This is a genomic window from Dactylosporangium sp. CS-047395 (assembly GCF_050942185.1).
In the GTDB taxonomy this organism is placed as follows: domain Bacteria; phylum Actinomycetota; class Actinomycetes; order Mycobacteriales; family Micromonosporaceae; genus Dactylosporangium.
The window spans coordinates 3797014-3815110 of record NZ_CP192015.1; the positions used below are offsets into that span (position 1 = coordinate 3797014).

13 protein-coding genes are annotated in these 18097 nt (G+C 71.0%); 9 read left to right on the forward strand and 4 right to left on the reverse strand.

What is annotated here, in order from left to right; translation table 11 throughout:
- Window positions 1-67 precede the first annotated feature (67 nt).
- The gene (locus tag ACQP00_RS17860) at window positions 68-1090 is read right to left on the reverse strand and encodes a LacI family DNA-binding transcriptional regulator (RefSeq protein WP_433220396.1); all 1023 of its coding nucleotides are present in this window, start codon (window positions 1088-1090) and stop codon (window positions 68-70) included.
- A 165-nt stretch (window positions 1091-1255) separates the two neighbouring features.
- Between ACQP00_RS17860 and ACQP00_RS17865 the strand changes: the two genes are divergently transcribed.
- The 8 genes from ACQP00_RS17865 (at window position 1256) to ACQP00_RS17900 (ending at window position 14679) form a co-directional block, all read left to right on the forward strand.
- Window positions 1256-3067, forward strand: a complete 1812-nt coding sequence (locus tag ACQP00_RS17865; protein WP_433220398.1) for a glycoside hydrolase family 127 protein — start codon at window positions 1256-1258, stop codon at window positions 3065-3067.
- Window positions 3068-3081: 14 nt separating this feature from the next.
- Complete coding sequence (locus ACQP00_RS17870) at window positions 3082-6384, forward strand: galactose-binding domain-containing protein (protein ID WP_433220400.1); 3303 nt, start codon at window positions 3082-3084, stop codon at window positions 6382-6384.
- A 2-nt stretch (window positions 6385-6386) separates the two neighbouring features.
- The gene (locus ACQP00_RS17875; RefSeq protein WP_433220402.1) at window positions 6387-7415 is read left to right on the forward strand and encodes a LacI family DNA-binding transcriptional regulator; all 1029 of its coding nucleotides are present in this window, start codon (window positions 6387-6389) and stop codon (window positions 7413-7415) included.
- A gap of 41 nt (window positions 7416-7456) precedes the next feature.
- Window positions 7457-8722, forward strand: coding sequence for an ABC transporter substrate-binding protein (locus ACQP00_RS17880; protein WP_433220404.1), 1266 nt, complete (start codon window positions 7457-7459; stop codon window positions 8720-8722).
- A gap of 9 nt (window positions 8723-8731) precedes the next feature.
- Window positions 8732-9658, forward strand: coding sequence for a carbohydrate ABC transporter permease (locus ACQP00_RS17885; protein ID WP_433220406.1), 927 nt, complete (start codon window positions 8732-8734; stop codon window positions 9656-9658).
- 1 nt (window position 9659) lies between these two features.
- Entirely contained in the window at window positions 9660-10439 is a 780-nt protein-coding gene (locus ACQP00_RS17890; protein ID WP_433220408.1) for a carbohydrate ABC transporter permease, read from the forward strand.
- Window positions 10440-10457: 18 nt separating this feature from the next.
- Window positions 10458-12896 (forward strand): beta-L-arabinofuranosidase domain-containing protein, encoded by a 2439-nt coding sequence (locus tag ACQP00_RS17895; RefSeq protein ID WP_433220410.1) that lies wholly within the window; start codon window positions 10458-10460, stop codon window positions 12894-12896.
- A 121-nt stretch (window positions 12897-13017) separates the two neighbouring features.
- Window positions 13018-14679 (forward strand): M28 family peptidase, encoded by a 1662-nt coding sequence (locus ACQP00_RS17900; protein WP_433220413.1) that lies wholly within the window; start codon window positions 13018-13020, stop codon window positions 14677-14679.
- 58 nt (window positions 14680-14737) lie between these two features.
- Here ACQP00_RS17900 and ACQP00_RS17905 read toward each other — a convergent pair whose 3' ends face one another.
- Together ACQP00_RS17905 and ACQP00_RS17910 are read right to left on the reverse strand one after the other, a co-directional pair.
- On the reverse strand, window positions 14738-15982 hold the full coding sequence (locus ACQP00_RS17905; RefSeq protein WP_433220416.1) for a PQQ-binding-like beta-propeller repeat protein: 1245 nt from the start codon (window positions 15980-15982) through the stop codon (window positions 14738-14740).
- Window positions 15983-16062: 80 nt separating this feature from the next.
- Window positions 16063-16287 carry a hypothetical protein gene (locus ACQP00_RS17910; protein WP_433220418.1) on the reverse strand — a complete coding sequence of 75 codons (225 nt, stop codon included), beginning with the start codon at window positions 16285-16287 and terminating at the stop codon, window positions 16063-16065.
- Window positions 16288-16504: 217 nt separating this feature from the next.
- On the opposite strand from ACQP00_RS17910, the gene ACQP00_RS17915 reads away from it, so the two are divergent.
- On the forward strand, window positions 16505-17290 hold the full coding sequence (locus ACQP00_RS17915; RefSeq protein WP_433220420.1) for a hypothetical protein: 786 nt from the start codon (window positions 16505-16507) through the stop codon (window positions 17288-17290).
- Between the two features lie 20 nt (window positions 17291-17310).
- Here ACQP00_RS17915 and ACQP00_RS17920 read toward each other — a convergent pair whose 3' ends face one another.
- Window positions 17311-18057 (reverse strand): MBL fold metallo-hydrolase, encoded by a 747-nt coding sequence (locus ACQP00_RS17920; RefSeq protein WP_433220422.1) that lies wholly within the window; start codon window positions 18055-18057, stop codon window positions 17311-17313.
- Window positions 18058-18097 lie beyond the last annotated feature (40 nt).

Genomic DNA, 18097 nt, shown 5'->3' on the forward strand with positions numbered 1-18097 from the left:
CCGGCGACCGCGCCCGGCAAGCGCGCCCGGCAAGCGCGCCCGGCAAGCGCGCCCGGCAAGCGGGTTCTCAGCGGGCCGGGGCGACGCCGGTGGACTCGCGCACGACGAGGCGGCCCGGCTGGCGTACGACACCGGAATGCTGCTCGCCGTCCAGCACCGCGAACAGATGCTGGACCGCCGTCGCGCCGAGTTGTTCCAGGTTCAGGTCGACCGTGGTCAGCGGCGGGCGGCACTCGGTGGCGAAGACCTCCCAGTTGTCGTAGCCGACCAGGGCCACGTCGTCGGGGACCGAGCGGCCCAGTTCGCGCAGGGCCTCGGCGGCGCCGGAGGCGATCTGGTCGTTGCCGCAGAAGATCGCGTCGACGTCCGGGTTGGCGGCGAGCAGGCGGGCGGTGGCGTGCCGGCCCCAGCGCTGCGACCACTGGCCGAACAGCGGCTCGCCGGCCGGGGCCAGCCCGGCGGTGTCGAGGACCTCGGCGAAGGCGGCGGCGCGGTCGCGGGCGGCGCGGTAGCCGGGGTCGCCCGTGATGTGCGCGATCCGTTTGCGGCCCAGCGAGACCAGGTGCTCGGCGGCGAGGCGGGCGCCGCCGGCGTCGTCGGCGATGACGGACAGGTCGGCGGGGTCGTCGGACTCGCAGTACGCGTAGACGACCGGGACCGGGATGTCGCGGGTCAGCGACGGGCGCAGGTCGTTGGCGTCGCCGAGGATGATGAAGCCGTCGACCTGGCGGGCCAGCAGGGTGCGGATGTAGTGCCGGCGGCGGATCGCGTCGCCGCGGGCGTCGCACAGCAGGACGCTCATCTGCTCGTTGCCCAGCGCGTTCTCGGCGCCGAGCAGGACCGGGATGGCGAAGCGGGCGGCCGACAGCTCGTCGGTGAGCAGCCCGATGGTGCGGGTGTTGCCCGAGATGAGGCCGCGGGCCAGCACGTTGGGCTGGAACGCCAGCTCCTCGGCGGCCTGCTGGACCCGCCGCCTCGTCGCCGGGGCCACCTCGCCGCGCGCGTTGAGCGCCTTCGACGCCGTCGCGATCGAGACCCCGGCGCGTTTGGCCACGTCAGTCAGGGTGACCTGCGCCCGCTTCCTACCCACGAAGCAACGTCCTTTCGAAAACTTTTCGGGCAGCATAGCGAACGGTACGACGCCGTCACAACTGTCACACCGACTGTATGAGCGAAAATAGACCGTTGACACGACCCCGGCCTACTGCCACCATTCCCGAAAAGGTTTTCGAGACATTCGGGAAAGGTGGTGGCCGTGACAGCCCATCCGGGACCTGTCGCGCCCGCGCGCGGGGCGCTGCGGCCCGTCGGAACGCACCAGGTGCGCTTCACCGGCGGGTTCTGGGGACAGCGCCAGGCGGTCAACGGCACCGCCACCATCGAGCACTGCACGTTCTGGCTCGACCGGCTCGGCTGGACCGGCAACTTCCGCGACCCCGAGACCTCGCTGCGCCGGCGCGGGCGGGAGTTCTCCGACTCCGAGGTGTACAAGCTCACCGAGGCGGCCAGCTGGGAGACCGGCCGGCCCGGCGGCACCGACCACACCGCGCTGCTCACCGAGCTCGCCGCGCTCATCGCCGGGGCCCAGGACGCCGACGGCTACCTGCACACCGCCTACGGCCGCCCCGGGCAGCCCGGCCGCTACAGCGACCGCAACTTCGGCCACGACCTGTACTGCGCCGGGCACTTCCTGCAGGCCGCCGTGGCCGCGCACCGCACCGGCGCCGCACCGCAGCTGCTCGACGTGGCCCGCCGGGTCGCCGACCACGTCTGCGAGCGCTTCGCCACCGAGGGCTTCGACGGCCACCCCGAGATCGAGCCGGCCCTGGTCGAGCTGTACCGGGTCACCGGCGAGCGGCGCTACCTGGACCAGGCGGCCCGCTTCATCGACCGCCGCGGCCGGCGCAGCCTGCCGGAGCACGAGTTCGGGTGGCGGTACTTCCAGGACGACACCCCCCTGCGCGAGGCCGAGGTGTTCGGCGGGCACGCCGTGCGGGCGCTGTACCTGGCCTGCGGTGCGGTCGACGTGGCGGTCGAGACCGGCGACGACGAGCTGCTGCAGGCCGTCGCCCGGCAGTTCGCGCGGACCCTGGCCCGGCGCACCTACCTCACCGGCGGGATGGGCTCGCGCCACCTCGACGAGTCCTTCGGCGACGACTTCGCGCTGCCGCCCGACCGGGCCTACTCCGAGACCTGCGCCGGCGTCGCCACCGTCATGCTCGCCCACCGGCTCCTGCTGGCGACCGGCGACAGCGGCTACGGCGACGTCGTGGACCGGGTGCTGCACAACGTGATCGCGGCCGCGGTCGCCGACGACGGCCGGTCCTTCTTCTACGCGCACACCCTGCACCAGCGCACCCGGGCCGAGGTCCCGTCGGCCGAGCACGAGCAGCTGCGCTTCGGCGGCGGGCAGCGCGCACCCTGGTTCGAGGTCTCGTGCTGCCTGACCAACGTCGCCCGCCTGACCGCCTCCCTCGGCACCTATTTCGTCACCGAGACCGCCGAGGCAGTGCAGATCCACCAGTACGCCCCGATGACCGTCGACGCCGCCGGTCTCCGTCTCGAGGTGGACACCGCGTATCCGGAGGACGGTGCCGTCACCGTCACCGTGCTCGCCGCGCCGGACACCGAACGCACCGTGGCGCTGCGCATCCCGCAGTGGGCCGGCGGCGGGCAGCACGTCGAGCGGCGGGTCTTCGCCGCCGGCGAGCAGCTGCGCCTCGACCTGCCGGTGCGGCCCCGCTGGACGTTCCCCGACCCGCGCGTCGACGCCGTGCGCGGCTGCGCCGCCGTCGAGGTCGGCCCGGTCGTCATGTGCGCCGAGTCCATCGACCAGGAGGACGGGGTCAACCTCGATGAACTGCAGGTCGACACGTCGGTCGCCCCCGAGTCCGGCGCGGTGAAGGGACGCGCCGTCCGGCCGGTCGAGCACACCTGGCCGTACCGCGACCGCACCACGGCGACCGAGCGGCCCGAGCCGATCGTCGTGCCGCTCGTGCCGTACCACCGCTGGGCTCGTCGTGGCCCGTCCACGATGCGCGTCTGGCTTCCCACCACACCGTCCTGAATGGAGGTGACGCGATGCCACACCCCCGCTGGAAGTCCAGGCTGGCACTCGCGCTCACGACCGTCCTGACCGCCTCGACCGCCGCCGTCGTCACGTCCGCCACGCCGGCGGCAGCGGCCCAGACCATCGGCTATCCCACCTTCACCGGCGCGTCCAGCGTGCCGGCCGCACCGGTCGGCTACACGACCGGCAACATGATGCAGGCCGCGTACAACGCGGAGAGCGGCGGCACCGACTTCTGGATCGACCGGATGCTCGGCCGCACCGGCGGCTCCGACCCGGCCGACGCCGACGGCGCCGTGCTGATGACCCGCGGCCGGGCGCTGTTCATGAAGACGTACAACCCCGGCGTGCTCGGCTTCGCCGGGCAGGTCGCCTACTGGGAGAGCATCAGCAACGCCAACGCCTACTCCATCACGGCGAGCCCGGGCACGTTCACCGAGCAGACCTCGCAGCGCTTCCAGGCGCCCAGCTACGCCAAGAGCGTGTTCAACAGCGGCTCGGTGTCCATCACGCAGCAGAAGTTCATCACGAACAACAACGTGGCCGTGACCAACCTGTCGATCAAGAACAACGGCACCACGTCGACCACGATCTCGCTGCGGGCCGTCTCGCCCTACGCGACCAGTGGCAGCGGCAACGAGCTGACCGGCACCGCGGGCACCAAGAACAGCCTCACCACGCTGCAGACGCGGCTGTCCGGGGACGGCTTCGCGGTCTCCTCCGGCGGGCTGAACCGCTCGATCACCATCGGCGCCGGCGCCACCGCCACGGCCAAGGTCGTCATGGGCTTCATCGCCGCCGAGATCCCGGAGTCGGCCACCGAGTACTCGGCGTACGCCGGCTACTCCAACGCCACCGCGTTCGCCACCCACGTGCGCGCCTACAACCAATGGTGGGCTGACAACATCCCGTACTTCGACTCGCCCGAGCCGGCGCTGACGAAGAACTACTACTACCGCTGGTGGCTCATGCGGTTCAACAACCTCGACGCGAACATCCCGGGGCAGACGTTCCAGTTCCCGACGTCCGTCGAGGGCGCGCTGGGCTACAACAACGCCATCGCGCTGACCCAGCCGATGCACATCGACGATTTGAAGTACCTGCGGACGCCGCTGTACGCCTACGGCGACTGGCTCTCCGTCGGGCAGACGTCGAAGAACGGCCGGTTCATGGACAACCCCGGCGACCCGGAGAACTGGTCGAACAGCTACACGCAGTACATCGCCGAGGCGGCCTGGCGCAGCTACCAGATCCACGGCGGCCAGCCGGCCCTGGCGCAGAACCTCGCCAAGTACGCCGAGGGCGACGTGAAGGGCCAGCTGGCGACGTACGACAGCAACAACAACAAGCTCATCGAGTACGACTGGGGCGCGCTGACCGGCAACGACGCCGACGCGGTGTCGTTCCACTGGCGGGCCGGGAAGATGGACCGCGGCGAGGCGGCCTACCAGTACAGCGGCGCCCGCGCGGCGGCCCAGGCCTACGCGGCCGTCGGCAACACCGCCAAGGCGGCCGAGATGAACACCCTCGCCGACCAGATCCAGGCCGCGATCGTCAACGTGCTGTGGAACCCCAGCCGCAACCTGTTCGAGAACCGGATGGCCTCCGACGGGGCGTTCAACCCCTGGAAAGAGATCAACATCTACTACCCGTTCGCGGTCGGTGCCATCCCCAACACCACGCAGTACAAGCAGGCGCTGCGGCTCTTCGACGACCCGGCGCAGTACCCGATCTTCCCGTTCTACACCGCCAACCAGGCGGACAAGGCGGCCTCGGGCACCGGCAGCAACAACTTCTCCACCATCAACTCCACGGTGCAGTTCCGGCTGCTCAGCTCGGCGCTGCGCAACTACCCGACGTCGTACCTGACCAACGACTGGTACAAGAAGCTGCTGTACTGGAACGCCTGGGCGCAGTACGTCGGCGGCAACGTGGCCTACCCCGACGCCAACGAGTTCTGGGCCAACTGGAACGGCTCGTCCATCACCTACCGCTCGTGGATTCACCACAACATCCTGGGCAGCAGCAACTGGACACTCATCGAGGACGTCGCCGGGCTGCGCCCGCGCAACGACGCGAAGGTCGAACTGTCCCCGATCAACATCGGCTGGGACCGGTTCACCGTCAACAACCTGCGCTACCGCAACGCCGATCTCACCATCGTGTGGGACGACCCGGCCGACGGCGTGACCCGCTACCCGGGCGTGCCGCAGGGCTACAGCATCTTCATCAACGGCACCCGGGTGGCCACCGTCAACTCGCTCGTGCCGTTCACCTGGGACCCCGCCACGGGTAGCGTCACCACCTCCGGCACCGTCGCCTACAGCCAGGCCTACTCCGGGCTGCAGGCGCCGACCCAGGTCGTGCAGACCGACAGCCGGGTCGTGGACGTCATGGCCAAGGCCGGCGTCGACAACGCCACCAGCCCGCCGACCAACCTGGTCACCGGCGCGACCGTCTCGGCCTCCTACACCGGCTCCGGCACGTCGACCGGCGGCGCCACCGACGGCTACCCGACCAACGAGCCCTACTGGGGCGCCGGCGGCTCGCCGAACAGCCAGGACTGGTACGAGGTCAACTTCGGCACCGCCCGCACCGTGAACGAGGTCCGGCTGTACTTCAAGGACAGCCGACCGGCCTCGGCCACCTATCGGGCGCCGTCGGCGTACGACATCCAGTACTACAACGGCAGTGCCTGGGTCAGCGTGCCCAGCCAGGCCAAGAGCCCGAGCACCCCGAAGGGCAACTACAACCTGGTGACCTTCCCGGCGGTGAGCGCCCAGCGCGTGCGGGTGCTGGCGACCAACGCGTCCGGGGCGAAGACCGGCCTCACCGAGATCAAGGTGTACAACCGGGGCGGCACCCAGCCGCCGCCGGTGACGAACCTGGCGCTGAGCGCGACGCCGGTCTGCTCGTACACCTCGAGCTGGGAAAGCTGCGCCGCGATCAACAACGGCGACGAGCCGGCCAGCTCCAACATCGGCGCGTCGGGCGACGGCTCCCGCTGGGGGACCTGGCCCAACACCGGCACCCAGACCGCGGAACTGCAGTGGTCCACCGCCCAGTCGGTGAACAAGGCGCAGGTGTACTTCTTCGACGACGAGGGCGGCATCGACATGCCCTCGGCGTGGAAGCTGCAGTACTGGAACGGCAGCGCCTACGTCGACGTGGCCGGCGCCAGCGGCTACACGCTGACGAAGAACGCGTACAACACCGTCACCTTCACCGGGGTCTCCACGACCCGGCTGCGGGTGTCACTGACCGCGACGGGCACCGCCTCCCTGGGGCTGCTCGAGGTCAAGGCGTTCGGCTAACCATGCACGGCGTGCGGAGACCTCCGGCGATGCGGGACGTCGCCCACCTCGCCGGGGTCTCCCACCAGACCGTCTCGCGGGTGGTCAACGACCACCCCAACGTCCGGTCGGAGACCCGGGCCCGGGTCCTGGCCGCGATGCGGGCGCTGGACTACCAGCCCAACGTCGCGGCCCGGACCCTGGCCACCAACCGGAGCCAGACGGTCGGGCTCGTCACGTTCGACACCACCCTCTTCGGGCCCTCGTTCATGGTCCACGCCATCGAACGGGCGGCCCGGGAGGCGGGTTACTTCGTCAGCATCGCCAGCGCCCGGGAGCCCGATGTGCCACAGGTCCGCGACGCCATCCGGCGCCTGCGCGAGCAGGCCGTCGAGGGCATCGTCACGCTCGCCCCGGTCGCCGCGGCCTGGACGGCGCTGCGCCAGGAGCCCCTGGACGTGCCGATCGTCGGGCTGGGCATCGTCGGCGTCGACGGCGACGGCGCCGGGGTGCCGATGGTCGCCATCGACAACGCGGCCGGCGCGGCGCTGGCGACCCGGCACCTGCTGCGGCTCGGGCACGCGACCGTGCACCACGTGGCCGGCCCGGCCAACTGGCCCGAGGCCAGGGAGCGGCAGGCCGGATGGCGGGCCGCGCTGGAGGACGCCGGTCGCCCGGCCCCGGCGGTGCTCGCCGGGGACTGGAGCGCCGCCGCCGGGCACGCGGCCGGGCTCGCCCTGGCCGGGATGCCCGAGGTGACCGCCGTGTTCTGCGCCAACGACCAGATGGCCATCGGCGTCCTGCGCGCCCTGCACGAGGCGGGAAGGCTCGTGCCGCGCGACGTCAGCGTCGTCGGCTTCGACGACGTGCCCGAGGCCCCTTACCTGCTGCCCCCGCTGACCACCGTCCGGCAGGACTTCGCCGAGCTCGGCCGGCACAGCCTGGCCCTGCTCGTCGACCAGATCTCGACAGGCTCCCGCGGCGGCGAGCAGTTCCGCTCGGCGCCGAGCCTGATCGTGCGCAGTTCCACCGCCACACCCCTTGCGTATTGAGAACGCTCACAAACAATGAATGGCCTAGGGAAGGGACGATCGTGAAACGCTGGATGGGCAGCATCGTCGCTGCGACGTTAGTGCTCGGCGCGGCCGCGTGCGGGGACGACACGGCGGCCGAGACACCCGCGAACGCCGACAGCGGAGCAACGCTCACACTGTGGACGCGGGCCGCCACCGAGACCCAGTCGAAGGCGTACGCGGCCGCGTACAACGCCACGCACAAGAACCAGGTCCAGGTCACCGCGTACCCGAACGAGGAGTACCCGGCCAAGCTCGCCTCCGCCGCCGGCGCCAAGGCGCTGCCCGACCTGTTCGCCTCCGACGTCGTGTTCGCGCCGCAGTACGCCTCTCAGGGCCTGTGGCTCGACATCACCGACAAGTTCGGGGCGCTGCCGTTCAAGGACAAGGTCGCCCCCGCCCACGTGCGCAACGGCACCTGGAACAAGAAGGTCTACGCGGTACCGCACACCATCGACATGTCGGTGATGCTCTACAACAAGGACCTGTTCACCAAGGCGGGCCTCGACCCGGAGAAGCCGCCGACGACCCTGCAGGAGTTCGCGGCCGACGCCCGCGCCGTGGACAAGCTCGGCGGCGACGTCAACGGCACGTACTTCGGCGGCAACTGCGGCGGCTGCAACGTGTTCACCCTGTGGCCGTCGGTGTGGGCCGCGGGCGGCGACGTCATGAGCGAGGACGGCACCACCAGCAGCATCAACGGCAAGGAGATGTCCGACGTCTTCGCGCTGTACCGCAAGCTCTACGAGGAGGGCGTGGCCGCCCCGGCGTCCAAGGACGAGGCCGGCCCGACCTGGCTCGGCGCCCTGCAGAGCGGCAAGATCGGCATCGCGCCCGGCCCGGCCGCCTGGCTCGGCCTCATCGAGGAGAAGGCGACGTTCAAGCTCGGCGTCGCCCCGATCAGCGGCCTCAACGGCGGCGAGTCGACGTTCGTCGGCGGCGACGCCATCGGCATCGGCGCCACCACCAAGAACGCCGCCGCGGCCTGGGACTTCCTGTCCTGGACCCTCGGCGACGAGGCCCAGGTCGAGGTCATCGCCAAGGGCAAGGGCGTGCCGGTGCGCACCGACCTGGCGGAGAACAAGTACTCCTCCGCCGACCCCCGCGTGGTGAAGATCAACAGCCTGATGGGCAAGGGCAGGACGCCCTACGCCAAGAACTTCAACGCCACCTACAACGACCCCCAGAGCCCGTGGGTGACCGCCTTCCGCGGCGCCCTGTACGGCGACGCCAAGAAGTCCCTCGACGACGGCGCCACCGCCCTCACGGCCTCGCTCAAGAAATAGAGATCCGGAATGACCCTGCTCGTCGACGAGCGGCCGGCGGTCACCCCGCCGGCCGCCCGGCCCCGCCGCCGGATGCGCCGGCAGTGGGTGGGCGCCCTGTACGCCGCGCCCACCGCCTTCATGGTCGGCCTGTTCTTCCTCGTCCCGCTCGGCCTGGTGGCGTGGATGTCGCTGCACCACTGGCCGCTGCTCGGCGCACCCGAGATCAACGCGCCCGAGAACTACGCCGGCATGGCCGACGACGAGCTGCTGGCCATCGCGGCCTGGTTCACGCTCAAGTACACCGTCGTGGTCACCGTCCTGCTCTTCGCCCTGTCCTTCGGCCTGGCCCTGCTCGTGCAGCACCCCGGCCGCGGCATCGGGCTGCTGCGCACCGCCTACTTCATCCCCGCCGCCGTCGGCTTCGCCAGCGCCTCGCTGCTGTTCCTGGGGCTGCTCAGCGACGAGATCGGCCCGGTCAACGACATCCTGCGCGGGCTCGGGCTGGTCGACGGCTACGTGTCGTTCACCAGCGGCAGCCCGGAGGGTGCCCTCGGCTCCGCGGTCGGGCTGGTGCTGTGGCGCTTCGCCGGGTTCAACATGCTCATCCTGCTCACCGGGCTGCAGTCGATCCCCGTCGACGTCTACGAGGCGGCCAAGCTGGACGGGGCCACGCGTCTGCAGACCTTCAGGCGCATCACGGTACCGCTCATGCGCCCCACCCTCGCGCTCGTCCTCACCCTCATGGTGACCGGCTCGCTGCTCGCCTTCGACCAGTTCTGGATCCTCACCCGCGGCGGCCCCGACAACTCCACCACCTCCCTGGTGATGGTCATCTACCGCAAGGCGTTCATCGAGCTCGACCTCGGCTCGGCCGCGGCGATCTCGGTGGCACTGCTCGTCGTCCTGATCGTGTTCAACGTGGTGCAGCTCGGCATGCTGCGCAGAAGGGGCTGACATGCGACGGCTCACCGGCGCCGCCCTGGCCATCCTGTTCCTGTTCCCCCTCGCCTGGAGCGCCTTCGCCTCCGTGCGGGTCGGTTCCGGGTTCGGGCTGGAGAACTACGCGCGGCTGTTCACCTCCGACAACGGCATCCGCGTCGAACACGTCGTCAACAGCGTCGTGCTCAGCCTGCTCACCGTCGCCGGCACGCTGCTCATCAGCGGCCTGGCCGGCTACGCGTTCGGCCGCTTCGACTTCCCCGGCAAGAACGCCCTGTTCCTGCTGACCCTGGCGATCCTCATGGTGCCCTACGCGACCATCCTCATCGCGCTGTACGTCCTGCTCGGCTGGATCGGCCTGCAGGACTCCATCATCGGGCTGAGCCTGGTGCTCATCATGTTCCAGCTGCCGTTCTCGGTGTTCATGATGCGCAACTCCTTCGAGGCCGTGCCCAAGGAGCTCGAGGAGGCCGCGCTGCTCGACGGCTGCGGCACCTTCCGCGCCCTGACCCGGATCATGCTGCCCGCGGTGAAACCCGGACTCATCACCGTCGGGCTGTTCGCGTTCCTCACCTCGTGGAGCGAGTTCTTCGCGCCGCTGATCCTGCTCAACTCGACCGACAAGTTCACCATGATGCTCGCCGTGGTGAACATGCGCACCGCCACGTTCGGCGCCATCGACTACGCCGCGCTGGAGGCCGGCGTGACGTTCATGGCGGTGCCTTGTCTGGTGCTGTTCCTCATCCTGCAGCGCAGCTACGTCCGCGGCTTCATGTCGGGGGCCCTGCGCGGCTGACCCCCAGTTGGAGGAGCCATGCCCACCCGCCGCACGATTCTCGTCACCGCCACCGCCACAGCGGCCGCCACCGCTCTGGTCCGCCCGGGAATTGCGTCAGCGGCCAGCCGCCCGGACACCGGAGTCCAGGCCTACGCCTTCCCCCTGACCGCCGTCCAGCTGCTGTCCAGCCCGTTCACCGCCAACACCGGCCGGACCCAGTCCTACCTGCTGTACCTCGACAACGACCGGATGCTGCACACGTTCCGGCTCAACGTCGGGCTGTCCTCGTCCGCCACCGCCTGCGGCGGCTGGGAGTCGCCGACCACCGAGCTGCGCGGGCACTCCCTCGGGCACCTGCTCAGCGCCCTCGCCCAGGCCTACGCCAGCTCCGGCAACACCGCGTTCAAGACCAAGGGCGACGCCATCGTCACCGTCCTCGCGCAGTGCCAGGCCCGGGCGGGCACCGCCGGCTACAACACCGGCTACCTGTCGGCGTTCCCGGAGAGCTTCATCGACCGGGTCGAGGCGCGGCAGTCGGTGTGGGCGCCGTATTACACCCTGCACAAGATCATGGCCGGCCTGCTCGACATGCACCTGCTGGCCGGCAACGCGCAGGCGCTCACAGTACTGACGGGCATGGCGTCCTGGGTCAAGTTCCGCAACGACCGGCTCACCCAGACCCAGCGCCAGAACATGCTCGACACCGAGTTCGGCGGCATGAACGAGGTGCTGACCAACCTGTACCAGCTCACCGGCGACGCCAACCACCTCGCCGCCGCCCAGCAGTTCGACCACGCCGAGATCTTCGACCCGCTGGCGAACAACACCGACGCGCTGAACAACTACCACGCCAACACCCAGATCCCGAAGATCGTCGGCGCGATCCGCGAGTACCACGCCACCGGCACCACCCGCTACCGCGACATCGCCGTGAACTTCTGGGACATCGTCACCAGGCACCACACGTACGCGATCGGCGGCAACTCCAACGGCGAGTACTTCAAGGCCCCCGACCGCATCGCCAGCGAACTGTCGGACTCCACCGCCGAATGCTGCAACGTCTACAACATGCTCAAGCTGACCCGGCAGCTGTTCCTGACCAACCCGGCCCGCGCCGACTACATGGACTACTACGAGAAGGCGCTGTACAACCAGACCCTCGCCTCCCAGGACCCCAACTCCAGCCACGGGTTCCAGTGCTACTACATCCCGCTGCGGGCCGGCGGCATCAAGACCTACAGCAACGACTACAACAGCTTCGTGTGCTGCCACGGCACCGGCATGGAGAGCAACACCAAGTACGGCGACTCGATCTACTTCCACGACGGCGGCAGCACCCTCTACGTCAACCTGTTCATCCCCTCGGTGCTCACCTGGTCCGCGCGCGGCGTCACGATCCGCCAGGACACCACGTTCCCCGAGGCCGGCTCGACCAGGCTCACCGTCACGGGCTCCGGCACGTTCACGGTGAAGGTCCGCATCCCGGCCTGGGCCACCGGCGCCGCGCTGAGCATCAACGGCACCGCCCAGGCCACCCCGCAGCCCGGCACCTACGCCACCATCAGCCGCACCTGGGCCTCCGGCGACGTCGTCACCCTGACCCTGCCGATGGCCCTGACCCGCGAGTCCACCAACGACAACAGCACCGTCCAGGCGGTCAAGGTCGGCCCGATCGTCCTCGGCGGGCTGTTCGGCACCAGCAACCTCTCCGCCCTGCCGGTGCTCAACCCCGCCACGCTCACCGCCACGAGCACCCCGCTGCAATACACCGCCAACGGCGTCACCCTGCAGCCGTTCTACAAGGTCCATGGCCAGCGGTACTCCGTGTACTGGTCCGTCACCGGCGGCCAGACCCTGCCCGCGTTCGTCGCCCACTACCCCTTCGACAACAGCGCCGCCGACGCCACCGGCAACGGCAAGACGGCCACGCTGTCGAACACGACCTACGTCACCGGCCGCACCGGCTCGGCCGTGAAGCTCAACGGCACCAACGGATACGTCTCGCTGCCGGCCGGCATCCTCAACGGCGCCACCGCGTTCTCCATCGCCCTGTGGGTGCGCATCGACACCCTCACGAGCTGGACGCGGGTCTTCGACTTCGGCACCGGCACCGGCGTCAACATGTTCCTGACCCCACGCTCCAGCACCGGCACCGCCCGCTTCGCCATCACCACCGGCGGCTCCGGCGGCGAGCAGCGCATCGACGCCCCGGCCGCCCTGCCGGTCGGCGCCTGGACCCACGTCGCCATCACCCGCAACGGCAACCTCGGCATCCTGTACGTCAACGGTGTCGAGGTCGCCCGCAACACGGCGATGACCCTGAGCCCGTCGAGCCTGGGCAACACCACGCAGAACTGGCTCGGCCGGTCGCAGTACGCCGACCCCTACCTCGACGGCGCGATCGACAGCGTCCGGCTCTACAGCCGCGCGCTGTCGGCGTCGGAGGTCGCCGGCTTCAACTCGGCCGGCAACTAGGTTCGTGTGATGCGGCCCCCGTCCTGCCGGGCGGGGGCCGCTCCGGATAGATGGGGGTTGTTATCGATATGTAGCCATGGGACGGTTGCTGTCTGTCCAGGAACACGAGTCGGGAGGCGAGATGCATCGGATCAGCATCGTGGCTGCGGCCGTCATCGTCGTGGCACTTGTCGGCGCACCGCCGGCGGCCGCGGCACCACCGGACCTTGATTCCGCACGGCTGGATCGGATGGTGACGGTGGAGGGCATCACCGACCATCAGCGAGCACTGCAGCGCATCGCCGACCGCAACGGCGGCACCCGCGCGACCCGCACGCCGGGCTACACCGCGTCGGCCGCGTACGTGAAGTCGACGCTGGAGAAGGCCGGGTACAACGCCCGCTACGAGATGTTCAACATGCCGCTGTGGCACGAGACCGCGGCCCCCCTCCTGCAGCAGACCGCGCCGGGCAGCAAGACCTACATCGCGGGCAGCGCCGCGGACGACGACTCGCCGTCGGTCGACTTCATCGCGTTCGAGCACACGCCGACCAAGGCACTGACCAACGTCAAGGTCGTCCCGACCACCGACATCGTCATCCCGAGCCCCGGCGGCACGACCTCCGGCTGTGAACTGTCGGACTTCCCGGCCGCCACCAGCGGCGCCGTCTCCCTGATCCAGCGCGGCACCTGCGCGTTCACGATCAAGCTGGAGAACGCCGTGCAGGCGGGCGCCATCGGGGTGATCCTGTTCAACGAGGGCGACACGCCGGCCCGCAACAACGCCCTGTTCCGGGCGGCCCCGTTCGACTACCCGATCCCGGCGGTGGCGTCGAGCCTCGCCGTCGGCCAGGAGCTCTACAACGCCTACCAGGCGGGCCAGAACCCGACCGTCAACCTGACCACCAACGGCGTCGACGAGCAGAAGCTGTACCCGAACGTGGTGGCCGAGACCAAGCGCGGCGACGCGAACCACGTGGTGATGCTCGGCGCCCACCTGGACTCCGTGACCGCGGGCCCGGGCATCAACGACGACGGCTCCGGCACGGCCTTCCAGCTCGAACTGGCCGAGCAGCTCGCCAAGGCCGGCACCCCGCCGCGCAACAAGATCCGCTTCCTGTGGTTCGGCGGCGAGGAGGACGGCCTGGTCGGCTCGCAGTACTACGCGGCCCACCTGTCCGACCGCGACGTCGCCCGCACCGACATGATGCTCGACACCGACATGATCGCCTCGCCGAACTTCGCGCGTCTCGTCTACGACGGCGACGGCTCGACCTTCGGCGCCGAGAACGCAGGCCCCGCCGGCTCCGGCACCATCGAGAAGGTCCTCACCGAGTACTGGGCCAAGCGTGGCATGGTCAGCGAGCCGATCCCGTTCGACGGCCGCTCGGACTACGTCGGCTTCGTCAACCGCGGCATCCCCGCCGGCGGCGTCTTCGCCGGAGCCGAGGCGCCGAAGACCGCCGAACAGGTCGCCAAGTACGGCGGCGTGCTCGGCGAGCAGCTCGACCCGTGCTACCACGAGGCCTGCGACACGTACGCCACGGTCACCGGCCAGCCGCCGGCCTCGACGATGGAGACGTTCGCGACCGACCCGGCGCTCGCCCAGCGGCAGGCCAACAGCCTGTGCGGCAACGCGCTGCGCTCGCTGCAGCAGTTCAAGGCCACGCTCGTGCACGCCGCCTGGTACTTCGCGCGGGCCAAGAACGCCTTCCCGCCGAAGGCAGCCGCGGCGCAGGCCAAGGCGGCCGGGGCCCAGCACCAGTTCCCGTACCGGGGCCACGACCGCACCCGCGACCGCTGAACCCATGTGAACAACAGGTCACTACCCCGGCGGCCGACGCCGGGGTAGTGGCGCGCCCTCAGGCCGCAGGGAGCCGCCAGACCGGGATCCGGCCCTGGTCCAGCCGGCACAGGAGCAGCGCCCCCGTGGTGAAGCACTCCGGCGGGCCGGACCAGCGCCCCGCCTGCCCGAGTGCGGTGACCGCGCCGCTCTCCACGTCGAGGCGCGCGACCAGCGTGGTGCCGGCGGCGCCGCGGCCCGCGACCAGCAGGCGGGTGCCGGCCGGGTCGCCGGCGGGCTCCCAGCCGTCGATACGGCGAACGACCCGGCCGGTGGCCGCGTCGAGCACGAGGTGCCGGCCGTCGGGCGGGGACGGCGTGGCCAGCAGGTACCGCTCGGTGACGGCGCTCAGGTCCGTCCACCCGTCCAGGCGCCACCGCTCGCGGCCGGTGTCCGGGTCCAGGACCAGGATCGGCCCCTCGTTCGCCCGCGCGCAGAGCGCCCGGGCGCACCACCAGAGGCGCTCGCCGTAGGGCTCGGCCGTGCGTTGCCACAGCCGCCGCCCGGTGCCCAGGTCGAACACGGTGCCGGCGACGATGTTCCGCAGCCCGTAGCGGTAGACCAGCAGCCGGTCTGCGGAGATGGCGAGCCCCTCGACCGGTCCGGGATCCTGGAGGTCGACCGCCGACACGAGCGCGGCCGTGTCGGCGCGGTAGAGCCGCAGCGTGCCGCCGGCGTCGAGCATCGCGATCCGGACCGGCTCGCCGGGTTCGCGCACGACCTCCCGCCGGCCGCCCGGTGGCGTGCCGAGCGACCAGCGCACCGCGCCGGTGCGGACGTCGATGCCGGCCAGAGCGGTGGTCGCGGGCTGGTCGCCGCCCGGCACGTACTGCTCGGCGACGACGACCCCGTCCCCGCACGCACAGCCGTAGACCGCCGGCACGTAGCCGGTCCGCCGCCACGCCGGCGCGCCCGTGGCGGCGTCGAGCCCGGTCAGCACCGCCGCCGCCCGGTTCGTGCCGTCGTCGAAGCCCAGGACCACCCGCGTCCCGTCGGCGGCCAGCAGTTGCGCGCCCGCCGCGAGTCGCACCGACCACCGCCGGGCGCCGCCGGGCATCCGGTAGGACGCCAGGGAATCCGTCGACAGCACGGAGATCGCGGAGCCGTCGCCGCCGACCTCGCTCAGCCCGGCGCCGCGCAGCACCACCGCCGGGTCCAGCGACGTTCCCGGCGCGCCGCCGGCCAGCCCCAGCAGCACCGCGAGGAGCAGGACGAACCGCCGCCAGGGCCGGTCCGGCCGCCGCGGCACGCCCCGCGGGCTCACATCAAGATCGATGACCGTATCTTGTCGAGTCGCCGGCCGGTGACTGCCGGCCGGCGACCCGGGGTCGTGCGGCACTCGGCTCAGGAGTTGGTGAGGTCCGTGGACTCGCCGGTCGCGGGGTCGACGGTCTCCTCGTAGACGCCGTCGCCGTCGGCGTCGATCGCGATGAGGTCGACCTCGCCGTCGCCGTCCGTGTCGGCCTCCAGCACGTTGGCACCGTCGTCGAGCGTGTACACCTTGGCCTGGTCGACGACGCCGTCGCCGTTGAGGTCCTTGTCGTCGAGGGTGACGTACTCTTCGCTCATGATTTCGTGGTCCTCCAGTCGCAGGTGTGCTGAAGCGTAGCGGCCACGAAGGGCCCTGCTCTTTCGGGAGGGGCTGCGTCCACCTCGTCAGCTACGCGTACGAGTCCCGCCGCGGCACTATCTGGTTGCGCTGCCGGACCTGGCCGGCCACGGCGCGAACCCGGAGCGTCTCACCGAGGAGGCCCTTGACCGCGAACTGGCCGCGGTGGTGCGCTTCGTGCGCGCGCTTCCGGACGCCGACCCGGCCCGGGTCGCGCTGGTCGGGCACTCGATGGGCGCGGCCGCCGTCGTGCGCGCCGGCGCCGCCGACCAGACGATCGCGGCCACCGTGGCGATCTCGATCGGCGACGACGTGTCGGCGGCGGTCCGGCCCGGCCCGCGACACCTGCTCGGGCTCTACGGTGCGTTCGAGCCGGCCGGGATCGGCGTCTCCGAGCGGGCGATGGGCGCTGACCGGGTGGTCTCGGTGGCGCTGGCCTCCGTGTTGCCGAACACGGTCACCGGCTACCTGACCGGCTACCTGGCCGGGAGCGGGTCCGCGCTCGCCGTTGCGGCGCTGCTCATCCGCCGCCCATCCCGCCCCGCCCGGCCGGCGCTGACGTCCGTCGGCGGCGCCGCACTCCTCGCGGTCGGCACCCTCGCCGCCGTGCTGATTCCCGTCCACATCGGACTGACGGACATCGCGCCGCACGGGCCCGACTGGTGGGTCATCGCCGTGCTCGCCGCGGCCGTCGCGGCCCTGCTCGCCGGGGCGCACGCACTGCTTCCGCCGCCGTGGAGCCACAGCGCGGTGCTCGCCCTGTGCCTACCGATGCCGGTGGCGTCGTTGATCGGGGCCGCACCAGGCTTCCTGGCGCTCATCTCGCCGCTGATCATGGTACTGATCGCCCTGTACCTCGCGGTATGCGTGGCGGCGGGCCGACCACGGTGGCGGACCGTCATGGCCGGCGCCCTGACCGTTGCCTGGCCGGTCGCGGTGGTACTGCCGGTCCTCGGCCGCTAGCGGCGATCCGGCCGCGGGTGTTACGCCGTCTTGAGCAGGTAGGCCCGGGCCAGTTGACGCAGGCGCTTGCGGTCGAAGCTGTCCCCGTGCCCCGGATGCACCACCGACACGTCGAGGTCGGCGAGGAAGGTCAGGCTGCGGCGGTACGCGGGGACGTCGGAGTCCGGCAGATTGTCGACCAGCCCGCCCTCATAGACCACATCGCCGCTGTACAGCGTCCCGGTGCGCTCCTCCAGCAGGGCGATGCTGCCGGGAGTGTGGCCCGGCAGGTGCAGCACGGTCAGGACCCGCCCGCCCAGGTCGACGCGGTCGCCGTCGGCCAGCGGGCGGGTCACGGTCATCGGCTCCACGCGGTACGCCGCCGGGTCGTAGTCCGGGTCGGGCAGGGCGTCCAGCATCAGCGCCGGCACCGGCTCGTCGCCGGTGTCGACGCCCAGCTTCGCGAAGAGCTCCGGGCCGTACAGGCTCGCCGGGACGCCCGCGGCCAGCACGTCGGCCTCGGCCGGGTGGGCGGCGCGGTCGGTGAACTCCGGGGCGCCGCCCACGTGGTCCAGGTGCGAGTGGGTGAGCACGGCCAGCGGATCGCGGGCGAACAGGGCCGGGATCGCGTCGCGCAGGGCGACCACCCCCAGGCCGGCGTCGATCACGATGTCGCGGTCGTGGCCGTGCAGCCACCAGATGTTGGCCGAGAGCCATTCGTTGGCGTGCGGTTCGGTGATCCGGATGAGGTCGCTGCCCACGTCGGTCTGGGCGAACCAGTCGGCCATGCGGCCAGTCTGCCAGCGCGGCGCGGGCCGCCGCCAGGTC